At 68.9% G+C, this 20,836-nt stretch carries 17 protein-coding genes and 3 pseudogenes; 10 read left to right on the forward strand and 10 right to left on the reverse strand.

The window, feature by feature from the left end:
• Window positions 1-102 precede the first annotated feature (102 nt).
• From LZ604_RS14925 to LZ604_RS14940, 4 genes are all read right to left on the reverse strand, one after another.
• Window positions 103-1,062 carry a D-2-hydroxyacid dehydrogenase family protein gene (locus tag LZ604_RS14925; RefSeq protein WP_234515578.1) on the reverse strand — a complete coding sequence of 320 codons (960 nt, stop codon included), beginning with the start codon at window positions 1,060-1,062 and terminating at the stop codon, window positions 103-105.
• A 50-nt stretch (window positions 1,063-1,112) separates the two neighbouring features.
• Window positions 1,113-1,844, reverse strand: a complete 732-nt coding sequence (locus LZ604_RS14930; protein WP_234515579.1) for a L,D-transpeptidase — start codon at window positions 1,842-1,844, stop codon at window positions 1,113-1,115.
• A gap of 195 nt (window positions 1,845-2,039) precedes the next feature.
• Window positions 2,040-3,350, reverse strand: a complete 1,311-nt coding sequence (locus LZ604_RS14935; RefSeq protein ID WP_234515580.1) for a DUF11 domain-containing protein — start codon at window positions 3,348-3,350, stop codon at window positions 2,040-2,042.
• 524 nt (window positions 3,351-3,874) lie between these two features.
• Window positions 3,875-4,459: a hemerythrin domain-containing protein gene (locus LZ604_RS14940; protein ID WP_234515581.1), complete on the reverse strand. Its 585-nt coding sequence runs from the start codon at window positions 4,457-4,459 to the stop codon at window positions 3,875-3,877.
• A 239-nt stretch (window positions 4,460-4,698) separates the two neighbouring features.
• Between LZ604_RS14940 and qcrB the strand changes: the two genes are divergently transcribed.
• Entirely contained in the window at window positions 4,699-6,333 is a 1,635-nt protein-coding gene (gene qcrB, locus LZ604_RS14945) for a cytochrome bc1 complex cytochrome b subunit (RefSeq protein ID WP_267971405.1), read from the forward strand.
• 142 nt (window positions 6,334-6,475) lie between these two features.
• Here the strand turns inward: qcrB and ctaF are convergent, their stop codons facing one another.
• Both ctaF and ctaD read right to left on the reverse strand, forming a co-directional pair.
• Window positions 6,476-6,868: an aa3-type cytochrome oxidase subunit IV gene (ctaF, locus tag LZ604_RS14950; protein WP_234515583.1), complete on the reverse strand. Its 393-nt coding sequence runs from the start codon at window positions 6,866-6,868 to the stop codon at window positions 6,476-6,478.
• Window positions 6,865-8,583 carry an aa3-type cytochrome oxidase subunit I gene (gene ctaD / locus LZ604_RS14955; protein WP_234515584.1) on the reverse strand — a complete coding sequence of 573 codons (1,719 nt, stop codon included), beginning with the start codon at window positions 8,581-8,583 and terminating at the stop codon, window positions 6,865-6,867. Before ctaD ends, ctaF begins: the two co-directional genes overlap by 4 nt.
• Window positions 8,584-9,092: 509 nt before the next feature.
• Between ctaD and LZ604_RS14960 the strand changes: the two are divergent.
• The 6 genes and pseudogenes from LZ604_RS14960 to LZ604_RS14985 form a co-directional block, all read left to right on the forward strand.
• Window positions 9,093-9,329 (forward strand): annotated as a pseudogene (locus LZ604_RS14960) (thiamine pyrophosphate-binding protein); the annotation flags it as partial.
• A 217-nt stretch (window positions 9,330-9,546) separates the two neighbouring features.
• Complete coding sequence (locus LZ604_RS14965) at window positions 9,547-10,701, forward strand: enolase C-terminal domain-like protein (protein WP_234515585.1); 1,155 nt, start codon at window positions 9,547-9,549, stop codon at window positions 10,699-10,701.
• Window positions 10,702-11,131: 430 nt separating this feature from the next.
• Complete coding sequence (locus tag LZ604_RS14970; protein WP_234515586.1) at window positions 11,132-12,034, forward strand: DMT family transporter; 903 nt, start codon at window positions 11,132-11,134, stop codon at window positions 12,032-12,034.
• A 6-nt stretch (window positions 12,035-12,040) separates the two neighbouring features.
• Window positions 12,041-12,940, forward strand: coding sequence for a DMT family transporter (locus tag LZ604_RS14975; protein ID WP_234515587.1), 900 nt, complete (start codon window positions 12,041-12,043; stop codon window positions 12,938-12,940).
• A 497-nt stretch (window positions 12,941-13,437) separates the two neighbouring features.
• On the forward strand, window positions 13,438-14,025 hold the full coding sequence (locus LZ604_RS14980) for a YqxI family protein (RefSeq protein WP_234515588.1): 588 nt from the start codon (window positions 13,438-13,440) through the stop codon (window positions 14,023-14,025).
• Between the two features lie 86 nt (window positions 14,026-14,111).
• Window positions 14,112-14,621 carry a hypothetical protein gene (locus LZ604_RS14985; RefSeq protein WP_234515589.1) on the forward strand — a complete coding sequence of 170 codons (510 nt, stop codon included), beginning with the start codon at window positions 14,112-14,114 and terminating at the stop codon, window positions 14,619-14,621.
• Window positions 14,622-14,684: 63 nt separating this feature from the next.
• On the opposite strand, the gene LZ604_RS36040 is transcribed toward LZ604_RS14985, so the two are convergent.
• Window positions 14,685-15,053 (reverse strand): helix-turn-helix domain-containing protein, encoded by a 369-nt coding sequence (locus LZ604_RS36040; RefSeq protein ID WP_234515590.1) that lies wholly within the window; start codon window positions 15,051-15,053, stop codon window positions 14,685-14,687.
• A gap of 822 nt (window positions 15,054-15,875) precedes the next feature.
• Entirely contained in the window at window positions 15,876-16,478 is a 603-nt protein-coding gene (locus LZ604_RS14995; protein WP_234515591.1) for a CGNR zinc finger domain-containing protein, read from the reverse strand.
• Between the two features lie 77 nt (window positions 16,479-16,555).
• Between LZ604_RS14995 and LZ604_RS15000 the strand changes: the two genes are divergently transcribed.
• A complete protein-coding gene (locus LZ604_RS15000) occupies window positions 16,556-17,353 on the forward strand; it encodes an MBL fold metallo-hydrolase (protein ID WP_234515592.1) in 798 nt (265 codons plus the stop codon).
• A gap of 117 nt (window positions 17,354-17,470) precedes the next feature.
• Here the strand turns inward: LZ604_RS15000 and LZ604_RS15005 are convergent.
• Window positions 17,471-17,807 (reverse strand): annotated as a pseudogene (locus tag LZ604_RS15005) (VOC family protein); the annotation flags it as partial.
• 90 nt (window positions 17,808-17,897) lie between these two features.
• Here LZ604_RS15005 and LZ604_RS15010 point away from each other — a divergent pair.
• Window positions 17,898-18,152, forward strand: a complete 255-nt coding sequence (locus LZ604_RS15010) for a tetratricopeptide repeat protein (protein WP_234515593.1) — start codon at window positions 17,898-17,900, stop codon at window positions 18,150-18,152.
• A 223-nt stretch (window positions 18,153-18,375) separates the two neighbouring features.
• Here the strand turns inward: LZ604_RS15010 and LZ604_RS15015 are convergent, their stop codons facing one another.
• Window positions 18,376-19,485, reverse strand: a complete 1,110-nt coding sequence (locus LZ604_RS15015; protein WP_234515594.1) for a PP2C family protein-serine/threonine phosphatase — start codon at window positions 19,483-19,485, stop codon at window positions 18,376-18,378.
• Window positions 19,486-20,152: 667 nt separating this feature from the next.
• Here LZ604_RS15015 and LZ604_RS15020 point away from each other — a divergent pair.
• Window positions 20,153-20,680 (forward strand): annotated as a pseudogene (locus tag LZ604_RS15020) (ATP-dependent DNA ligase); the annotation flags it as partial.
• Between the last annotated feature and the right edge of the window lie 156 nt (window positions 20,681-20,836).

Consider the following 20,836-nt stretch of genomic DNA (forward strand, 5'->3'; position numbering starts at 1 on the left):
GCCGCCCCCAGTCCCGGCGACGCCCGCACCGCACAGCCGCCCGCCCGGCCCAGGCCCGCGGGCGGCTGTCGGCGTGCGCGGCCGCCCCGTGCGGTCGTCGGATCAGCGAAGGCGGCGGACCGGCTCCCCGGCGAGGTACGCCTTGATGTCCCCGACGGCCTCGCCGTAGTACGTCGCGTAGTTGGCGCGGGAGACATACCCCAGGTGAGGGGTGGCGAGCAGCCGCGGTGCGGTACGCATCGGATGGCCGGCCGGGAGCGGCTCCTCGTCGAACACGTCGACGCCCGCGCCCGCGATACGGCCCTCGTGCAGGGCGGCGAGCAGGGCGTCCTGGTCCACGATGGCGGCGCGCGAGGTGTTGACGAGATAGGCGGTCGGCTTCAGGAGCGCGAGCTCGCGGGCCCCGATCAGCCCGCGGGTGCGGTCGCCGAGCGCAAGGTGCACCGAGACGAAGTCGCTGCTCACGAGCAACTCCTCCAGCGACGCGGCGCGTTCGGCGCCGACCTCGTGCGCCCGCTCCTCGGTGAGGTGCTTGCTCCAGGCGGCGACCTCCATGCCGAAGGCGAGCCCGACCCGGGCCACCCGGCTGCCGATCTTCCCGAGCCCGAGCAGCCCGAGCCGCCGCCCGTGCAGATCCGCGCCCACCGTGCTCTGCCAGGGACCGCCGTCCCGCAGGGCGTTGTTCTCCTCCACCACCCCGCGCGCCAGCCCGAGCAGCAGTGCCCAGGTCAGCTCGACGGGCGGCGTGGAGGAGCTGGCGGTGCCGCAGACGGTCACGCCGTGCGTCTCCGCGGCCTCGTAGTCGATGACGGAGTTCCGCATTCCGGAGGCGACCAACAGCTTCAGCCGGGGCAGCCGGGCCAGCAGGGAACCGGGGAAGGGCACGCGTTCGCGCAGTGTGACGACGATGTCGAATTCCGCGAGCGCCTCGGCGAGGGCGTCCTCGTCGGCGAAGTGCTCGGCGAAGGAGACCACATCCACCCGGTCCGCCACCGGCGACCAGTCCGCGACGGAGGTCGCGATCCGCTGGAAGTCGTCGAGCACGGCACACCGAAGCCGCATACCAGCCCCCTCTGATCGACGGGGAAACTCTATCGACCCGGTGTGCGGGCTTACCTTCCCTGGCGCTTGCCGAAGACCACGACGCCGTCGCCGACGCGCAGCATGGGCCACAGGGTCATGGCGTCTTCGTAACGGAGGTTCACACAGCCGTGGGAGCCCGGGTCCTCGAAGATCGGGCGATGGCTCGCGTGGAGGGCCTCGCCGCGGTCGAAGAACTGACTGAACGGCATGGGAGCGTCGTACAGACTGGACCAGAACTTCTCCACGCGCTTGTAGATCCTGTACGACCCGTTGCGGGTCCTGTGGCCGGGCATCCCGGTGCGTGTGGGCACCGGCCCGAAAACGATCTCTTCGCTCCGCTGCACCCACAGCAACTGGCGCGTCTGGTCGATGCAGACGACGAGCCTCGACCGCCCGGCACAACCGGTGAGCGAGGCCGGGTTCCGCATGGCCCAGTCCAGCGCCGCGGCCCGATGGCTCACGAGCCCGGCGTAGCCGTCCGCCGGACTGATGCCGTACGCGCTCTGCAAGCTCTGGATCGCCGCGCAGTCCTCCGCGGACTGCTTGCCGTCCTGGAGCAGGTCCAGGTATTTCTCCACCTGACGCTGGTAGGGCCCGGCGGACAGGCGACACATCGCGGTGCCGTCGTCCCCCCGAGGAGGAACTGCGGGAGCAGCCGAGGCCGATGCCCCCGCCACGCCGGTCAGCACCAGGGAACCCACCATGGCGGCCAGGGCGGCGAGGCGACTCCGTCCGCAGCGGACGCGCGACCTCTTCGTCATCGGTTCCTCCTGTGCCGTGGTGCGCTCCCGCGCGAGCTCTCCGGTATGTCCCACGGAACCGTTGACGTTCTTTTGTCATATAAAACGAAGTCGCCCTGGCTCTCACCCCAATGCCCGGTCTGACACGTGGTGTCGGTGCGGGAACACGACCGTGCCCCGGGCTCGGCACACGGCCCGGGGCACGGTCGCGGGTCACTAACGCCGAGTGGGGTGAACGGCCTTGTCCTGGACCTGGACGGTGCCGAGGGTCCAGCAGTCCCTGCTGGCATTGGCCGTCGGGCAGTTGCTGCCGAGGTTGTCGGAGACGATCCCGTTCTGCAGCCGCAGGTTGCCGAAGTCCTGGCTGTCGACGGTGATCGAGTACCGGATGGTCACCGTCTCACCGCGCCTGAGGTCACCCGTCCAGGTGAGCCTCGGCTCGGCGTAGCCGACGACACCGCGGGTGGCGTCCGCGTCGTCGTTGTACCGGGCGTCGTCCAGCAGATCGGTCAGATCGTCCGTGAAGTGCGCCTGTGCGGCGCCCACGTAGTCCGTGTCCCCGGTGTTGCGGACCCTGACGGTGTATCGGACGGTGTCGCCCGGATGGATCGTATGGGGCGCCTCCGCGGTCTTGGTGATCCTGAGGCCGGCCTGCGTGACCCGGTTGCTGGCCGTGTTGTTGCCCAGGCTTGGGTCGAAGTCGAGGCCCCTGACGACCGCCGTGTTCCGCACGCCGTTGAAGCCCGGGCCGGCGGTGCCGGTCACGGTGACCGTGGCGGTGGCTCCCACGGCCAGCGGACCGCCGGTGCAGGTCAGCAGGTTGGAGACGGAGACGCTGCAGCCCGGCGAGGTGGTGTACGGGCCGTGCAGGGTCGCCGGAAGCTGGTCGCTGACGGTCCAGCCGGTCGAGGCGTGCGGGCCGTTGTTCCGCACCGTGAGGGTGTACGTCACCTGGCTGTTGGCGGGCGCCGTCGAGGGCCCCGACTTCGTCAGCGACAGGTCCGCCTGCCGCCGCGCGACCGCGGTGCGCACCGCGGCCGCGTTGTTGGTGTAGTCCGTGTCGGGCTCGACGCCTTCGACGGTGACGATGTTCTGAAGGTTGGTGAAGTCCTGGCCGGCGGTGCCGGTCACGGTGATCGTGGCGCTGGCATGGCCCGCAAGCGCACCGTGGGTGCAGACCAGCCGGCCCGGGGCGGGGATGGCGCAACCGGGCGGGGCGACAACGCCGCGGATCCCCGTCGGAAGGTAGTCGGTGACGGTGTAGCCGCTCGAGGGGCTCGCGCTGTTGTTCGTCACGGTGATGGTGTAGGTGACGACGTCGCCCTCCGTCGCGGAGGCGGGGCCGTCCTTCGTCACGGCGAGGTCGACGCCGGCCTGCCGTGACAGCGCATGCACCCCCTTCACCTCGGTGACGGAGTGGCTGGGGGCGGCGACCGCGGTGGAGGAAGCCATGCCCGAAGTCAGCGCCGTCATGATGCCCACGGTGAGCGCCGACACCGCGCCGACACGTCGAGCGCCGGGGCGCATGCCGTTACCTTGACTCACGAGGTTTGACCCTTCATGCAGGAGGCCTGGTGCAGCCGGCGCCCATGCGTCCGCTGCCGAAATCGGCCTGTCCGAAGATTGCAGCTGAAGAAGAGCACACGGCTCTATATCAGTCACTTTTGGCGCGGTATTCAGGCCTTTTTTAGTCCCAATGGAGCATGCGCCGTTCGGGGTGTGGACGCGTGAGGAGCCATGCGATGACCGTGTATTTTTCGACGGCCAAACGCCCTCCCAATTGCTAACGTATCCGCAGATCCTGGGTGTGATGCGTGGGTTTCGAGGGTCGGGATCCATCGACTCGGTCTAGGAGAAACGATTCAGGTGCGCGCAATTTCACAAACAGCGTTCGATTCGGGTAAAACGCTTCTTCAAGTTCACAACCGATCCGGAAATTGCATTGCGGGCAAAACTCCGCGAAGGGCGGCCGGGGCGCCGGCTTCGGCAAGACGACCCCGGGGAGACCAAGCCGCCCACCTGGACCCTGCCGGAGCCCACCGCGCGCAGGGTCAAGTCCGCCGACCACGCCGATCCGGCCGGCGGCCGCGGCGTGTCACGAGGTCGCGGAGGCGGTCCCAGGGACCCCATGCCTGCGCGGTGGCCTTCACCAGGGCAGCGGATTCGGGTGCGCCTGGCCGGGGCCGGGTGGGCGCGGAAGCCTCCGTGTCGCGGACCTTGGTGCCCAGATCCCGCAGGACGTCGGCGGGACAGACCGCTTGGAGGCGTGGGAAGAGGAGCTGCTCCTCCTCGACGACGTGTTCCGTCACGCGGGTGATCACGGACAGCAGGAGCTGCGTGAACTCCTCACTGCCCGACTCCTGAGCCTCCAGGGACTTCAGCAGCTCCTCGATCCGGCGGTGCCCGGTGAGTTCGCGATCGGCCCAGGCAGCGCCGTCTGCCACGAATCGGCGCACCGCGGGGTACAGGTACTCCTTCTCAGCCACCGAGTGGCGAACCAGGCTGACGCTGACCTGCTCGACAAGAGTCCTGCGTTCGCCGCTGCCCGGCGCCGAGGAGCGGATGCGGTCGAAGAGACGCTGGATCTTTCGGTGGTCTGCCGTGAGTACCTCGATGATGCTGCTCCGACTGCCCATCACCACTCCCTGGTGGCCCTGCCCCGTTCGGCCTCGTGTGCCGGGCGGCGATCGGGGGCGCAGCATCCGGCCGCCGTTGAAAACCGTGCGCCCTCGGCATGCCTCCGCGATGCGCCTCGGGATCACGATCAAGATTGAATCACGCGGCGCTCGGTGCTCCCGGCGTGCGGCGCGGCCGACCGAGCTGCGCGGCACGCCGGTGTGGGAAAGGACGTGGAGGAGCGTGGTGCGGCGTGCTGATGGGGCAGCGCAGGGCGAGGCTGGAGGCGAAGGGGCGGCAGGCGGCGTTCCAGGCGTACGTGGCGATGGACCGGCGTGCGCCCGTCTCGGAGCTGGCCGGACAGCTGCTGCGGAAGGCCTTCCCCGACCACTGGTCGTTCCTGCTCGGTGAGATCGCTCTGTACAGCTTCGCCGTTCTGGTACTGACCGGCAGTTACCTGACGCTCTACTTCGATCCGAGTCTGGCCCAGGTGACCTACGCCGGTTCGTACAAGCCTCTGCAGGGCCTGCTGGTCACGAAGGCGTACGACTCGACGCTTCATATGAGCTTCGACGTGCGCGGTGGTCTGCTGATCCGTCAGATGCACCACTGGTCTGCCCTTGTCTTCGTCGCGGCCATCGGCGTCCACATGCTGAGGATCTTCTTCACCGGCGCGTTCCGCAGGCCCCGGGAGATCAACTGGGTCATTGGCGTGACCTTGTTCCTGCTGGCCCTCCTGGAGGGTTTCTGCGGTTACTCGCTCCCCGATGACCTGCTGTCCGGCACGGGGCTGCGCACCGCCCACACGATCGTGATGTCGATCCCGGTCGTCGGGACGTATCTGGCCTTCTTCCTGTGGGGCGGCTCCTACCCCGGCACAGAGCTCAGCCAGCGGCTCTACATCGTGCACGTGCTGTTCGCCCCCGGCCTGCTGATCGCCCTGATCGCCGTGCACCTGTTCATGGTGGTCTATCTCAAGCACACGCAGTGGGCGGCACCGGGGAAGACCAACCGAAACGCGGTGGGGCAGCCGATGTACCCCTCGTTCGCCGCCAGGTCGACCGGGTTGTCCCTGATCGTCTTCGCCGTCACCGCACTGCTGTCTGCGGTCGCACAGATCAATCCTGTCTGGGCCTACGGCCCCTACGTCGCCGATCAGGTCTCGACCGACGCCCAGCCGGACTGGTACGTCGGGTTCCTGGAAGGGGCGTTGCGGCTGATGCCGGGCGTGGAGACCGACGTCGCCGGCCACACGTTGATGTGGAACGTCCTGCTGCCAGCGGTCGTGCTGCCCGCGCTGCTGTTCGTCGTGCTGTACCTGTATCCGGTCTTCGAGCGATGGGTGACCGGGGACCTGGTGGAGCACCATTTGTGCGACCGGCCGCGCGACCGGCCGGTGCGGACCGGGCTCGGCGTGGCGGGCATCGTCTTCTACGCCGTGCTGCTCATGGCGGGCGGCAACGACGTGATCGCCTATGAGTTCGGTGTTTCCGTCAACGGTCTCACGTGGCTCTTCCGCATCGCTGTGCTCGTCGGCCCCGTCCTCGCTTACCTCCTCTCCAGGCGCATCTGTCTCGCGCTGCAACTGCACGAGCGGCAGCTGTACCGGGAAGGTGAGGAGACGGGCATGGTGCGTCAGGACCTTGCGGGTGGCATGGGGGAGTCCCATGCCGGTCTCGACCGGGAGCAGCGCTACCGCCTGCTGGTCAGGGAGCTTCCCCGGCCGCTTGAGCACCCTGGACCTCAGGCGCCGCCGCGCCGCCGGCTCAGGGCGTCGCTGAGCGCGTGGTACTACCGCGACCGGGTCGAGCTGCCCGTCACACCCGAGGAACGCCTGCAGATCACGGGCCGTACGGCGGATCCCGTGTCGGGCGGAGCCGACGGGGAAGGGTGAGGGGCCTCACCCCCGGACGCGACGCCTCACTCCCGGAACAACAGGGAGAAGCGGAGGGTGGTGGTGGGCAGGGTGCGCTCGCCCACCCACGTAGCGGCCCGCCGGTGCTGGGACACGCCGAGGTGCTGGTCGTGTCCCCGTCTCATCGACTCTCTCGAGTCCCGAACTGGAAGACCATGCCGAGGACGCCGGGCCAGAGGAGACCGAACCCGACAAGGATGATCCATACGCCGTAGACGATGCCGACCGCGATTACCGCGGCGCCCAGCGCGGTGACGACCGGGTAGCCGCTGTGCGGGGGGAAGAAGTCGATCGTGCCGCTGCGCTCGCGGATCTCGGAGTCCGGGCGGTCTTCGGGGCGCAGCCCCTTGCGTCCGTAGTTGATCAGGCAGAAGAAGGAGATCACCGAGGACATGCCGAAGGAGACGCTCAGTGCGGCGATGCCGGCGGGTTCGCGGGCGAACCAGATGTAGGCGGCGTCGGTGAGGAGGAAGAACAGTGCCACGCCGGCGAAGAGGTACGCCTCGGATTTCATTCGCCCTGCTCTCCCCGGGGGTCGGGGGTCGGCTCCGCCGTTCCGTGAGCGCGTCGGGGCAGTTCCTGCCGGAACTCGGGGTGATGCAGGTCGAATGCGGGGGAGTCGGAGCGTACACGGGGTAGCGCCGTGAAGTTGTGCCGGGGCGGGGGGCACGAGGTCGCCCACTCGAGGGAACGGCCGTATCCCCAGGGGTCATCCACGTCGACCTTGGGTGCGTACTGCGCCGTTTTCCACATGTTGTAGAGGAAGGGCAGGGTGGAGAGGCCGATGAGGAAGGCGCCGATCGACGAGATGACGTTGAGGGTGGTGAAGCCGTCGGCGGGCAGATAGTCCGCGTAACGGCGGGGCATGCCTGCCTCTCCGAGCCAGTGCTGGACGAGGAAGGTTGTCTGGAAGCCGACGAACAGCGTCCAGAAGTGGATCTTCCCGAGGCGTTCGTCGAGGAGCTTGCCGGTCATTTTGGGCCACCAGAAGTAGAAACCGCCGAACATGGCGAAGACGATGGTTCCGAAGAGCACGTAGTGCAGGTGGGCGACGATGAAGTAACTGTCGGTCAGGTGGAAGTCCAAGACGGGGGAGGCGATGACGACGCCGCTGAGTCCGCCGAGCAGGAAGGTCACCAGGAAGCCGGCCGCCCACAACATCGGTGTTTCGAAGGAGACGCTGCCCTGCCACATGGTGCCGATCCAGTTGAAGAACTTCACCCCGGTCGGAACGGCGATGAGGAACGACATCAGGGAGAAGAAAGGCAGGAGCACCGCTCCCGTGGCGAACATGTGATGGGCCCAGACGGCTGCCGACAGCATCGTGATCGCGATCGTCGCGCCCACCATGCCGATGTACCCGAAGACCGGCTTACGGCTGAACACCGGAATGATCTCCGTGACGACGCCGAAGAACGGCAGCGCCACGATGTAGACCTCCGGATGGCCGAAGAACCAGAACAGGTGCTGCCACAGCAGTGCCCCGCCGGCGGCTGAGTCGAAGATGTGGGCACCGTAGGCCCGATCGGCCACCAGGGCCAGCAGGATCGCGGTGAACACCGGGAAGGCCAGCAGCACGAGGATCGACGTGAACAGGATGTTCCAGGTGAAGATCGGCATCCGGAACATGGTCATTCCCGGGACCCGCAGGGACAGGATCGTGGCGATGAAATTGACGGCGCCGAGGGTGGTGCTCACCCCGGCGACCGCCAGACCCATGGCCCACAGGTCGCCGCCGTGGCCGGGGGAGCGGACCGCGTTGTTCAGCGGTGAGTAGGCGAACCAGCCGAACGCCGCCGGGCCCTGGTCGACGAAGTATCCGGAGACAACGATCAGTCCGCCGAAGAGGAAGAGCCAGTACGACAGTGCGTTCAGGCGGGGGAAGGCCACATCGGGGGCGCCGATCTGCAGCGGCATGACGGCGTTCGCGAACCCGGCGAACGTGGGGGTCGCGAAGAGCAGCATCATGATCGTGCCGTGGATCGTGAACAGCTCGTTGTACTGCTGATTGGTGACGATCTGCAGTCCGGGTCGGGCCAGCTCGGCGCGCATGAGCATCGCCAGTACTCCGGCGAACAGGAAGAAGCCGAACGAGGTGAAGAAGTACAGGTGGGCGATCTTCTTGTGATCGGTGGTCGTCAGGTAGTCCCTGATGCGCTCCGCTGTGGGTACCCGAGGCTCACGGGTGGTGACCTGTGGCTCTCCCGGGCCCGGGATTGTCCGTGACATGAGCGCCCTCCACGTGGCGGCAGTTTCGCCCAGTCACGCGGGTCCTCCCGTTCCTGTCGCTCCCGCACCGGTCGTTGTTGGGCCGGGAGGGGCAACTGGGAGCGGATGGTGTGTCCTAGCGGCGTGCGTGGCACCGCGAGGGTTTCCGGCCCGGACGACACGGCGTCAGCATGCCAGCGATGATCGCCTGCTGCGTAGGACACGGCGGCTCATCCGGGTTGACTCACCCTCCGGCGGAGCGTGACGGCATGTGAGTCGGGCATCCGGGTGACGGGTCCGACGCTCTGAGTGCCACGGCGATCCCGAGCCGGGCGGCTCGGCGGCTGTGTCCGGGCAGGACGAGCGTGACGGCGGTCTTCCCGGCGAGACGTCGAACGCGCACATCCGTTGCCGTGGCGTGAGGGTGGCGTCGCCTGCGGCGTGGGGGTGGCGTCGCCGCACGCACCGTTTACATGACCCCTTCAGGGGTCACTCATCGTGGCGGCGAAGGTGCGTCCGAGGGAGCGAACATGTCACTTGTGGCCGATTTCGTCCTGCAGCGTCTGACCGAGTGGGGTGTCGAGCGGGTCTACGGCTATCCGGGTGACGGGATCAATGGGCCGGTCGGTGCCTTCGACCGGGCCGAGGCCAGCCCGGAGTTCATTCAGGTCAGGCATGAGGAGATGGCCGCGTTCATGGCGTGCGCCCATGCCAAGTTCACCGGGGAGGTGGGCTGTTGCACGGCCACCTCCGGTCCCGGCGCGGTCGGCGCCGCCTGGGACGAGGCGCTCGCCTGCGACGGGCCGGTGGTGCTGGAGTTCAAGGTGGACCAGGAGATCGCCCCGATCCCGCCGCACATCATGACCGAGCAGGGCAAGAAGGCCGCCAAGGCGGCCGTCCGCGACCCGGAGAGGGTGGGCATCACCACCAAAGGGCTGCGCCAGAAGCTCAGCGAGTATGCCGAGCGTCTCCCCGGACGCCACCATGGGGACTGACGCCGGGGACGGGGGTCCGGCGCCGGCCGGGTGCCGTGTCGACGCGGTCGACGTGCACGCCTTCGAGGTGCCCACCGACGGCCCGGACGGCAAGGAGCAGGACGGCACGCTGGACTGGGATTCCACGACGGTCGTCCTGGTGCGGGTGCACGCCGGCGGGCTGACCGGGCTCGGCTACACCTACGGGGACGTGTCGGCCGCCTTGTTCGTGGACTCAAAGCTGGCGCCGGCGATCAAGGGCCAGGACGTGTACTCGCCGCCGGCGCTGTGGCAGCGGATGGGGGTGCTGATCCGCAACGCCGGGCGTCCGGGCGTCGGAGCCATGGCGGTGTCCGCGGTCGACGTGGCGCTCTGGGACCTCAAGGCGAGGCTGCTGGGGCTCCCGCTGGTCCGGCTGCTCCCCGCCTACCACGCCCGTGTACCCGTCTACGGCAGCGGCGGTTTCACCAACTACTCCCTGGACCGTCTCACCGGCCAGCTCGCCGGATGGGTGGACCAGGGCATTCCCCGCGTCAAACTGAAGACGTCGCGGGAGCCCGAACGCGACCCACTGCGGCTGACCGCGGTACGCAAGGCGGTCGGCGACGAGCCGGAGCTGTTCACCGACGCCAACGGGGCGCTCGGCCGCAAGGAGGCGCTCTACTGGGCGCGCAGGTTCCACGACGAGTGGGACGTGCGCTGGTTCGAGGAACCCGTCAGCTCCGCCGACCTGGAAGGACTGCGCCTGCTGCGCGAACGCGGACCGGAGCGACTGGAGATCGCGGCGGGCGAGTACGCCTACACGATGCGGGACTTCGTCAACCTCGTGGAGCGTCCCGCCGTGGACTGCCTCCAGACCGACGTCACCCGTTGCGGCGGCATCACCGGTGTGCTGGAGGTGGCCGGCCTCTCCGCGGCCCATGACCTCGACCTGTCGGCGCACTGCGCCCCTGCTGTGTCCGCGCACGCCTTCTGCGCCGTACGACGGCTGCGGCACCTGGAGTACTTCCACGACCACGTACGCGTCGAGAGCCTGCTGTTCGACGGCACCCTGTCGCCCGTGGACGGCGCCCTGCGACCCGACACCGGCCGTCCGGGGCTCGGCCTGGACGTCAGGTGGGCCGACGCCGAGCCGTATCGCGTGTACGGGGCACGGCCGGTCTGATCAGGCTCGCGAAGGAAGGGCGAGGATCGATGGCGAAGGCGGCACGCCGACGACGCGCGAGGTGCCGGCCGAGACCCACCCGGAGATCGCGGGCCCGCCGCGGGCCAGGATGACCCATGACGTGGGCAGGCCCGAAGGGGCCCCTGCGCCGCCTGGCGCAGGCGCTGCCGTGGGGCCACGGCCACCAGCGCGCCACCGGCGGCATGACCGCCGAGCAGGAGCTGCTGGAGAAGAGCAAGGACTGCCTGGTGGCGGCCGACGGCTTCGCCCGCACGACGCAGGTCAAGGAGGCACGCACGGGGCGGCGGGCCCTGCACATGGCGGAGGCCATTACGGGATGCGCACGGCTCGTAACTGAAAAAGCGAGGCCGGCGACGAGAGCAGCCGCCGATATCGGGAACGAATGTTCCCATATGTCCCGGGCACTCGGATGGATGTGCTCACGTACCTGCTGTCGGTACTGGCGGCCTGTGCCAACGCCGTGTCCTCGGTGCTGCAGCGCAAGGCGAACCGCGAGATGCCCCCCGAATTGGCGCTGCGGCCGAAACTCATCTTGGAGCTGTTGCGCCAGCCGGTGTGGCTCGCCGGGGTGGCCGGGGTCATCATCGGTTTCCTTCTCCAGGCCGCTGCGCTCGATCAGGGTGAGCTGTCCGTGGTGGAGCCGATCCTGGTCTGTGAGCTACCGCTGACCTTGTTCCTGGCCGCATGGGTGTTCCACGCACCGCTGAGGCTCCGGGAGGCGGGCGCGGCCGTAGGGATGGCGGCGGGGCTGGCCGGACTGCTGTTCTTTCTCGCTCCGTCCGCGGGGCAGGCGGAGGAGGTGCCGTGGTACGCGTGGCTGCTGGCGAGCGTCGCAACCATGGCGGCGACAGCGGCGGCGTTCGAGTGGGCGCGGCGTGGCCGTATCGCCCGGGACCAGAGGGAAGGCAGCGCACGGCGGGCTGCGGGGTTCGGCATGGCGGCCGGGTGCACATTCGGTTTGACGGCGGCGTTCATCAAGGCGGCCACGGTCCGGTACAACGAGGGCGGTCTGGCCGGGGTGTTCACGGGATGGGAGCTGTACTGCATGGTCATCGCCGGCGTGCTGGGGATGTTCCTGCTCCAGTCGGCGATGCACGCGGGCCGACTGGTCGCCGCGCAGCCGGCCCTGACACTGAGCGATCCGCTGGTCTCCGTCCTGTGGGGCGTCACCGTCTTCGGAGAGATCGTGCGCGGTGGGCTCTACCTGCTGCTCGCCACGGCCAGCGGCGTGCTCCTGGCGGCCTCCGTCGTGGTCCTTTCCCGCTCTCCAGCGATCGGCGAGAAGGAGACCCGCCACGTTCGAGGAGGCTGACGGGACGTGTCAGGCTCGGTCTACGCATACGGTCTCGCCGCCGCATGCCTGCTGGGGCTCGGCTTCGTACTCCAGCAGCGCGCCGCGCAGCGCGCCCCGCTCGCCGACATGCTCCGCTTCCGGCTCCTGCTGGACCTGGTGCGCGACCGGGTGTGGCTGGCCGGCATCGGCTGCATGGTGGCCGGGCAGATCTTCGGCGTCCTCGCGCTCGCGAAGGGGGACGTGTCCCGTGTCGAGCCGCTGCTCGCCACCAACCTGCTCTTCGCCATGGCCCTCGCACGGCGGCTCAGCGGCCAGCGCCTGGGCTGGTCGGGATGGATCGGTGTGGCCCTCCTGAGCGGAGGGGTGACGGCGTTCATCGTCGCCTCACAGCCGGAAGCGGCCAAGGCCCCCGTCGGCGCAGTCCAGCAGGGGCTTGTGCTCGCCTCCCTGCTCGGTGCCTCGATGGTCATGGTCGTCATCGCCAAGCACCTGCGGCTGGTCAAGGAGCCACCCCTGCTGGCTGCGGCCGGCGGGCTTCTCTACGGCATCCAGGACGCGCTGACCCGGATGGCGACCGGCACCTTCTCGGCAGGCGGTGTCCTGGCGCTGCTGACCACCTGGCAGCCCTACACGGTCGTGGCACTCGCCGTGACGGGGCTGCTTCTCGTGCAGAGCGCGTTCGAGGCGGGACTGCTGCGCATGTCCCTGCCGGCGCTGACGGCCGCCGAGCCGATCGCCGGCATCGCCTGTGGCATCGGTCTGCTCGGGGACCGTCTGCGCGTCACACCCACCGCGCTGGCCTGGGAGGTCACCGGCCTCGTCGCCGTGGTCGTCGGCGTCCTGCTGCTCGGTCGGCACCCCGCGATGCCGGCCGGCACCGCCAGAGAGGACGACGCGCACCGAACCCCCACGGAAAGCCAATGACGACCGGTCGGCGCAGGCCCTTGAGGCGAGCTTCGACGGGCAGCGAGGCGTGTCAGCGGTACGAAGTCCCGGTCCCCGACGAAGACAGGGAAAAGCGTTGTGACGTGAATGCTCAGACGAAGCTCAAAAATGCGGCCGGTCAACGCGCATTCACACCTTCCCCACTTGCGCCACAAGATCCATATCGGGTACTACTGACGAGGCCACGCCGCTCAGCTACCTAGACGAGCCGCGTGTGTGTGGATGCCGCTCCCCGACCAGGAGCTGCTCAACGATTTCACGGGGGAAGTCGCATGTATCGGCGTGTGCCGTCGTTTCATTCTGGGCTGCCGCTGACTTTCGGGGTGGTAATGCCACACGGACGTCATGCGCGAAATTCGTAACACTCTTTCTTCCGCCACGCTCCGGAATTGTCTGCCCGGCATTCCGCATGGGCGCGGCTGTATGGCGCCTGTTTCCATGACCAGTGACAGGCGAAGAAACAAGGGAAAAGCAACATGAGACTGTCCATAGCCGCGCAGCGTCCGGCTTCGAAGACCAGCCGCGGGGGCGTACTGCGCGCAGCCGCCATCACCGCCGCTGTCGCCGTGGCGTTGGGGACTGCGGCACCACTGGCGGCGGCATCGGAGGCCAAGGACGCGACGCCGGCAGTGTCACAGAACCTGATCGCGGGGGCTGCCGCGACGCCGTCAGATGTGGCGTTCACCGCTGCCGAGGTGCGCGATCTCATCAAGCAGATGAAGGCTGACGGCGCGGACCCTGCTGAGATCGCACAGTTCGAGCTCTACGCCCATTCCCTGGAAACCGGCACGCCCGGAAGTTCGTTCCTCGGTCAGGGAACGATTATGCGGAAGCTGATCTGTGCCGCTTTCCGGCACGGTGGCACGTGGCTTGGCAAGGTGCTCAAGCACGTGCACCCGAAGGCAGCCAAGTACGCGGGCAAGTACGGCGGTAAGATCGCCGACGCGATCGAGGGCGTGGAGGGCTGGGGGGAGCACGCTCTCGTCATCGCCCTGGTCAGGGCAGGAGTCCCCACTGACGTGGCGAAGGATCTCGCCATGGCCATCATGCTGGTCGCGTTCTAGCGCCGAACTGGGGCCGGGGACAGGCCGTGCACTCGCGGCCTGTCCCAGGCCCCACCACCTACGGAGAAAGCTGAAGCGGAGCCTTGATGGAGAAGCGATCGGTACCCGCGGACGACGCCCATGGCGACGACGGGCCGAAGACCTTCGGTGAGAAACTCCTGGCCGGAGCCGTCGTCGGTGGATTGACGCTGTTCGCGGTTTTCCCCGTCGGTCTCATATATCTCCTGATCCTGCTCGGCACCGCTGCCGTCTTCCCGCAGGCGATCGAATTGGAGGGGATAGCGCCCGTGTTCTGGGCGCTGCTCCTCCTGGCTCCGTGTGTGGTCCTGGCCATGGCGATCACCGTGCCGGTGCGGCATCTTGCGCGTGCCTCGCTCCGTCCCTCGGCCGCCGCCGGCAACGTGCTGGATGCGGCTTGCAGCTGGGTGACCTACTTCCTCGTCGGTCTGATGCTTCTGGCGTGGACCCCAGGAGTGCATGCCCACTCGATGGTCCCGGCCGTGGCCGTGGCCACCGCCGGCGTCGCGGTGGGTCTGCTGGCCGAGCGGCTGGGCATCGGCCGCAGCAGCCACGCACACGAGGACAAGGGCCGCTGAGAACAAGCCCGGGCATCCGACGGTGCCGCGGCCTCCACGTGCGGGCGTGCGCCGGCGCAGCGTTCACCGTTCCTGTCCGGGCCCGTCATAGAGGCGGATCGCGACCAGGGACGCGACGAGCCCGTCGCCACTGCGCGGATCGAATCCGGTGAGTTCGTGCCACCGGCTGAGCCGGTAAGCCGGCGAGTTCTGGTGCAGGTGCAGCGCGCGGGCCGCCGCGGCCGGGGACAGACCGTGGTCGGCGAATGCGAGCACGGCCTCGGCCAGGTGGGAGTCCGTGCGCGCGGCGGCCACGGCCTTGGTGAACAGCGGGGCGAGGCGGGTGGCCCGCCCGCCGAGGCCGGCGGCGAGCCAGGCGTCGGCGAAGCGTACGACGCGGTGCCGCCCGCCCGTCTGGGACAGCACCTGGGTCGCGTCGGTGATGCTGTCCACCGCCCCGGCCAGGCCGGGCCGCGGCCGACACCGGCAGCGGTGCCGGGCGTCGGCGGAGGGATCGCCGCAGCGGCCACGACGACCGTGTCCGGGTCGTGCCGCTGGCCCAGGACCAGGAACCGCATTTTCCAGGAAACCCTCGGCACTCTGGTGCTGCGGGACAGCTCGGTCGACCGCAACAGCGCGTACGGGTCGGGCACTTCACAGGCCGGCGGCATCTACAACCGAGGTGGTGCGGTGACGCTCGATCACAGTGAGGTGAACAACAACGCCTCCACCGACGCGCCCGGGCGGTGTGTTGACCGACACGCAGTTCACGGTGAACCGGTCAGGGATCCGGCACAACATCCCCACCCACTGCGACGGCAGCCCCGTCATCGTCACCGGCTGCGTCGGCTGACCCTTCACGCCTCAAACCCGGCGGGCATCCGACCACACCCCTAGCGCACTGTGCCGGGGCATCCGGCCCTGACGCGCATCCTGCGCCGGCACATCGCCGACGAACAGCTCCAGCCGGGTGATCTGCTCTTCCAGGGTGAGTCCGGTGGCATCCTGGCTGGCTCCGTCATCCGTCGGGCGTGGCGCAGTGCGCGTAAGGCCGTGCTGCCTCCGCACGTCTTCGAGTCGCCCACCGGGCGGCGCGTGTACGACAACCGGACCACGCGCCTGACGAAGTGGCTCAACGACGGCATCCCGCCCGCCCAGGTGGCCGAGTGGGCCGGGAACAGCGTCGCCGTGCTCCTGGCGACCTATTCACTTCGAACAGCAACGCACCTGGGCGCTGTTCGATTTAGGGCTGGCAGTCGCTGGGTGGCTACGGCGTCATGGGGAGGTGGTGCGGCGGGCGTAGGCGCGGGCGGCGCGGGCGCGGTCGCCGCAGCGGGTGGAGCACCAGTGACGGCGGCCGTAGCGGAGCAGGTAGCGGTTGCAGGGGGCAGAGCCGCAGGCGGTGAGACGGTCCGCGTCGGGACCCGTGAGCAGGTCGGCGGCATCAGCGGCGAGGGTGGCCAGGGCGTGGTCCACGATCGCGGTGGTGGGGTGGGGGGTAGCGCGGTAGGGGCCGGTCTTGTCGTCCCACTGCAGCAGCGGGGCGGTGGGGACACGGGTCATCGCATCGTTGATGGCCCTCACCGCGGCGGGGAGGGCGGGCAGCCCTTCGGCGCGGGAGGCGAACAGGGACCTGATCTGTTCGCGCAGCGAGCGCAGCTGTGTCGCGCACATCTCTCGCATGCCGGCGTCGACCGGAGCGAGACCGCGTTCCGTCAGCCAGTGGTTCGCCTGCGCGGGAGTGCCCAGAAGATCGACCGTGTGCCCGCTGGCCAGCGCGATCGCGGTGTTGGCGAGGGCGAGAGAGAGGTGTTCTTCCTCGCCTTGTGCGGGCGGCAGGCCGGGCTGGTCGATCATGGGCTCTTTCACGCTTCTCATGGTACGGCTTGCACACATCCGTGAGAAGCGACTACGGTCGTCTCACGGTTCGACGACACCCATCCGTGAGGTGCTTTGTGTCTTCTCTCCCCGCGACGACCAACCCGTTCCCTGTCCGCGTCTTCGGTGGCCCGACCGCCCTCTTCGAGTACGGCGGCCTGTGCTTCCTGACCGACCCGACCTTCGACGCCCCCGGCGACTACGCCCGTCCCGACGGCCGGTTCCTGACCAAGACCGCCCCCTCCAGCGGCACCCTCGCCGAGCTCGGTCCCATCGACGTGGTCCTGCTCTCGCACGACGAGCACCCCGACAACCTCGACACCTCCGGCCGGGCCCTGCTCGCCGACGTTCCCCTCACCCTGACCACGCCCGGCGGCGGCAAACGCCTGGGCGAAAGCCTGGGGGAGAAGGCCAAGGGCCTGGCCGACTGGGAGTCCATCGAGCTGAACCGCCCGGATGGCGGCACGATCACCGTGACCGGCGTCCCCGCCGTCCACGGCCCGGGCCTGCGTGAGGAAGTCGAGCCGATCACCGGCCAGGTCATCGGCTTCGTCCTGAACGGAGAGGGCCTGCCGACCGTCTACGTCAGCGGCGACAACGCCTCCCTCGACGCGGTCAAGGAGATCGCCGAGCGCTTCGCCCCCATCGACACCGCCCTCCTCTTCGCCGGCGCCCCCCGCTTCCCTGCACTTTTCGACAACCAGCTGATCGTCCTGAACAGCGCCCAGGCTGCCGAGGCCGCCCGGATCCTCGGCGCCCGCCGCGTGGTCCCCGTCCACTACGACAGCTGGGCCCACTTCACCGAAGGCCGCGACGAGTTGGCGGCCGCCTTCACCGCCGCCGGTCTGGCCGACCGCCTGGACTGGGGCCAGTGAGACTGACCTCGCGCGCCTGAAGCGCCAACGGCAACGGCGAGACCTGCACGCCGCTCACAGCCGAAGGGCCGGTTCGCCCTGGCTCATGGGACAGGGCGAAGGCGCATTCGCGCTTTCTCAGGCGATGCAGAACTCGTTGCCCTCGATGTCCAGCATCGGGATGCACGCATCATTGCCGTCGTACAGCGTGCGCACGTGCACCGCACCGAGCGGGGACCAGTCGTGCGCATTCCGCCTCAAGTGCGGCGAGGCGCTCTTCCCCCAGTCCGGTGCCGACCCGCACATCAAGATGCACCCGGTTCTCGGCCGCCTTCCCCTCGGGGACACGCTGGAAGTACAGCCGCGGGCCCACACCTGAGGGAGCGACGCAGGCGAACCAGGTATCCCGCTGCTCAGGTGGCTGCGAGCGCTTGAAATCGTCCCACGTGGCAAACCCCGCCGGTGGCGGCGGCGCGTGCCGGCACCGAGACTCCGGGCGCCATCTCCGTGCGGATCGAGGTCTCGCGTGACGTGAGTCGGTGACGGGCGGTGGGTGTCCGCGACCGTGAGTGGAACCACCTTGGCTCCCGGCGCAGGGCGGGGCGGACGGATCACCGCCTCCAACCTGGCCGTCCGGCTGGCGGTGCTGGGACGGACGGAGGAGGCCCGCACCCTGGGCGAAGACACCCTGACCCGACGGCGGCGGGTACTGGGCGAAGACCACCCCGACACCCTGGCCACCGCCTCCAACCTGGCCATCGATCTGGCGGCGCTGGGGCAGTTGGATGCGGCGCGGGAGGACCCCGACACCGGGGAGTGACCAGTCAGCACACCAGCGATCCCCGAATTACGAGTTGTCCGATCTTGGTCCGGGGAAGAATTACAGACCGCCAGCCTGCCTGCCTACCACCAGCGGAAACGCCGTCGCAGAACATCGCTGCCCCTGGTCTGCCCCGAGCGCCGTGGCGCCCCACCACTCGTATCCAAGCGCTTCACTGTCGTCGGCGGGGTACAAACGGGCAGGCCAACGTAGCGGGCTGGATTCACAGGCGCATGATGACCAGGGCGGTGTCGTCGGTGGCGTCGCCTGACGGAAGCAGGTCGTTGAGCACGGCGTCGGCGAGGGCTTCGGGGTCCTCTGCCTGGTGGCGGGCCAGAGAGTCGGCGAGACGGGCGAGGCCGGTATCAATGTCTTCGCCGCGTCGTTCGATCAGGCCGTCGGTGTAGAGCGCGAGAACGGCGCCCTCGCGGAAGGTCGTGACAGCCTGAATCCGGGGGGCGTGCTGAGGGCAGGCGGCCAGTGGCGGGTCGGTGGCCTGGTTTAGGAACTCGACGGTCTCGTCCCTCTGCAGGAGCGCGGGTGGTGGGTGGCCGGCGCTGCTGTAGGTGATGGTGCGGGTCTCCCAGTCGATGAATGCCGTGGCCACGGTGGTGTTCTCGGCGCCGTCGACGGTGCGGGCGTACAACCCGAGGACTTCCAGGGCGCGGGCGGGACCTTCGGCGACGAGGGAGGCGGCGCTGAGGGCGCTGCGCAGTTGTCCCATGACGCCGGCCGCGGCCAGGCCGTGGCCGACGACGTCGCCGACAGCGACGGAGATGCGGTCACCGGGAAGATCAACGAGGTCGTACCAGTCGCCGGCCACATTCAGTGCTTCGGCGGCAGGCCGGTAGCGTACGGCCGCCTGATGCCGGCCGACCGGGCGCAAAGCGGGCAGCATAGATTCCTGCAAGGCCAGCGCCACTTCACGGGCGCGGAAGAGTTCGGTGACGTCCTCCGCCCGGTGCAGCAGCAGCGCCACCCGACCATCCGGTCCGAACACAGGAATGTTGGTCATGTTGAAGTACCGCTCGTGCCACACTCCGGGCTGATCGGGGTCCTCCCTGTCGTAGCGTTGCAACGCTACGATGCTGCGCTCACCGGTGTCGGCCGCCTGGCGCAGTGACGCCAGAACTCTGAGCAGGAGAGGCTCGGCGGGGGCTTTTTCGGGGTGGTCCTCAGGCACGAAGTGACCGATCACTTGTTCGCGTGGAAGGCCCCGCAGGCGCAAGAACTCCGCGTTGGCGTCCGCGTAGATCAGTTGCGGGGTCACTAGCGCCACCGCCCCGGGAAGGGCCTGGAAGACCGCCGCGTAGTCGATCGCCGGTACCTTCATGACTTCCCTGCCTTGCCCGCAGCTCTGTCTCTTTTCACGATACGAGCGGGGAGTCGCAGCTCGCCTCATGATGTTGTAGGCCCAAGGGCGGCTACACAAGAACGGTGATCGATTGGCGTGCCCGGAGACCTCGCCGGGGCGTACGCCGCGGTCTGAGCTCCGAACCACATTCGGCACGGCTGCAAGGCTCAGGCGCCTACCTCCTTCACCCACCACTGTACGAACGACCTTGACGCCCCTGGGCCGCGTCTGCTCGGCTCTGCCTGGGTCGACGGTGGACGGGATGGGAGCATCCCGCGCACGCCACTACGCGCCCGCGGTCGGCGACGGCGCCCCCTCCATCCCGGTGCCGGCCGATCCCCCGCCGGAGGCATCGTCTTGACCCTGGGCCGCGCTCCGCGGTGATCGGCTCATGGCCACCGGCCCTATCCACATGTGGGCGCGCGTCGGCGCAGCGCGGGCGGAGCAGGCCGGAGGCAGGAGCGGCGCCCGCAGCGGAGCCGGGAAGCGCGCCCGGCGGAGCGGAGCGCAGCCGGGCCTTGATGCTGCAGGGAATGTCTCACCGGCCTGCGCGGCCACACGGAACCGACAACCTCTCCTTCCGGTCGCGGGGCCGGTGTCCCAGCCGTAGACCGGACGTATGGTGCTGCGACCCCCGGTAGAACCGATGCTGGCGCGAGCCCGTGACCAGTTGCCTCAGCCCGGAGCACTGCCCGGCGGCTTGGTCTTTCAGCCCAAGTTCGACGGCTACCGCGCCCTGCTCTTCACCCCAAGTCCCGTGATCGGGTCGGCGGTTCTTCAGTCCCGTCGGGGCGCCTTCATTCAGGGGCGCTTTCCCGACCTTGGTCAGGCCGCCGGGAATCTGCCCGATGGCCTTGTCGCCGATGGGGAACTGGTCGTGTGGGCTGGCGAGCAGTTGTCCTTCGAGGCGCTGCAGCGCCGTGCCGCTTCCACTGGCCGGACAGCTGTGCGGCTCGCCGAGGAGCTGCCCGCGCACTTCATCGCCTTTGATGTCCTGCAAGTCGACGGGCAGGAGTTGCTCCGTGAGCCGTACGGACGTCGACGCGAGAGGCTGGAGGGTCTGTTCAGCGCGCATGGGCTGATTACGCCGTGGACGCTGTGCCCCGAGACAAATGACGTCGGGACTGCACAGGAGTGGCTGGCCTCATGGACGCAGGTGCCAGGTGTTGAAGGGCTGGTGATCCGCGGGCGGGACCAGCGATACCTCCCGGGCGTTCGGGGGTGGTACAAGATCCGCCGCAGGAACACGACCGAGGGCATTGTCGGGGCGATCACCGGCACTCTGCTCCGCCCGCAGAGCCTCTTGATGGGCCGCTACGACCAGGATGGA

Source organism: Streptomyces glomeratus, from assembly GCF_021462825.1.
In the GTDB taxonomy this organism is placed as follows: Bacteria; Actinomycetota; Actinomycetes; order Streptomycetales; family Streptomycetaceae; genus Streptomyces; species Streptomyces glomeratus.

Coding starts and splice junctions, on each gene's coding strand:
- LZ604_RS14980 (WP_234515588.1), top strand. CDS start 13,438: ATGAGACTGTCCATAGCCGCGCAGCGTCCGGCTTCGAAGACCAGCCGC.
- ctaF (WP_234515583.1), bottom strand. CDS start 6,868: ATGAAATCCGAGGCGTACCTCTTCGCCGGCGTGGCACTGTTCTTCCTC.
- LZ604_RS14965 (WP_234515585.1), top strand. CDS start 9,547: ATGGGGACTGACGCCGGGGACGGGGGTCCGGCGCCGGCCGGGTGCCGT.
- LZ604_RS14970 (WP_234515586.1), top strand. CDS start 11,132: ATGGATGTGCTCACGTACCTGCTGTCGGTACTGGCGGCCTGTGCCAAC.
- LZ604_RS14985 (WP_234515589.1), top strand. CDS start 14,112: ATGGAGAAGCGATCGGTACCCGCGGACGACGCCCATGGCGACGACGGG.
- ctaD (WP_234515584.1), bottom strand. CDS start 8,583: ATGTCACGGACAATCCCGGGCCCGGGAGAGCCACAGGTCACCACCCGT.
- LZ604_RS14930 (WP_234515579.1), bottom strand. CDS start 1,844: ATGACGAAGAGGTCGCGCGTCCGCTGCGGACGGAGTCGCCTCGCCGCC.
- LZ604_RS14995 (WP_234515591.1), bottom strand. CDS start 16,478: ATGAGAAGCGTGAAAGAGCCCATGATCGACCAGCCCGGCCTGCCGCCC.
- LZ604_RS14940 (WP_234515581.1), bottom strand. CDS start 4,459: ATGGGCAGTCGGAGCAGCATCATCGAGGTACTCACGGCAGACCACCGA.
- LZ604_RS14925 (WP_234515578.1), bottom strand. CDS start 1,062: ATGCGGCTTCGGTGTGCCGTGCTCGACGACTTCCAGCGGATCGCGACC.
- qcrB (WP_267971405.1), top strand. CDS start 4,699: ATGGGGCAGCGCAGGGCGAGGCTGGAGGCGAAGGGGCGGCAGGCGGCG.
- LZ604_RS15015 (WP_234515594.1), bottom strand. CDS start 19,485: ATGAAGGTACCGGCGATCGACTACGCGGCGGTCTTCCAGGCCCTTCCC.
- LZ604_RS14935 (WP_234515580.1), bottom strand. CDS start 3,350: ATGCGCCCCGGCGCTCGACGTGTCGGCGCGGTGTCGGCGCTCACCGTG.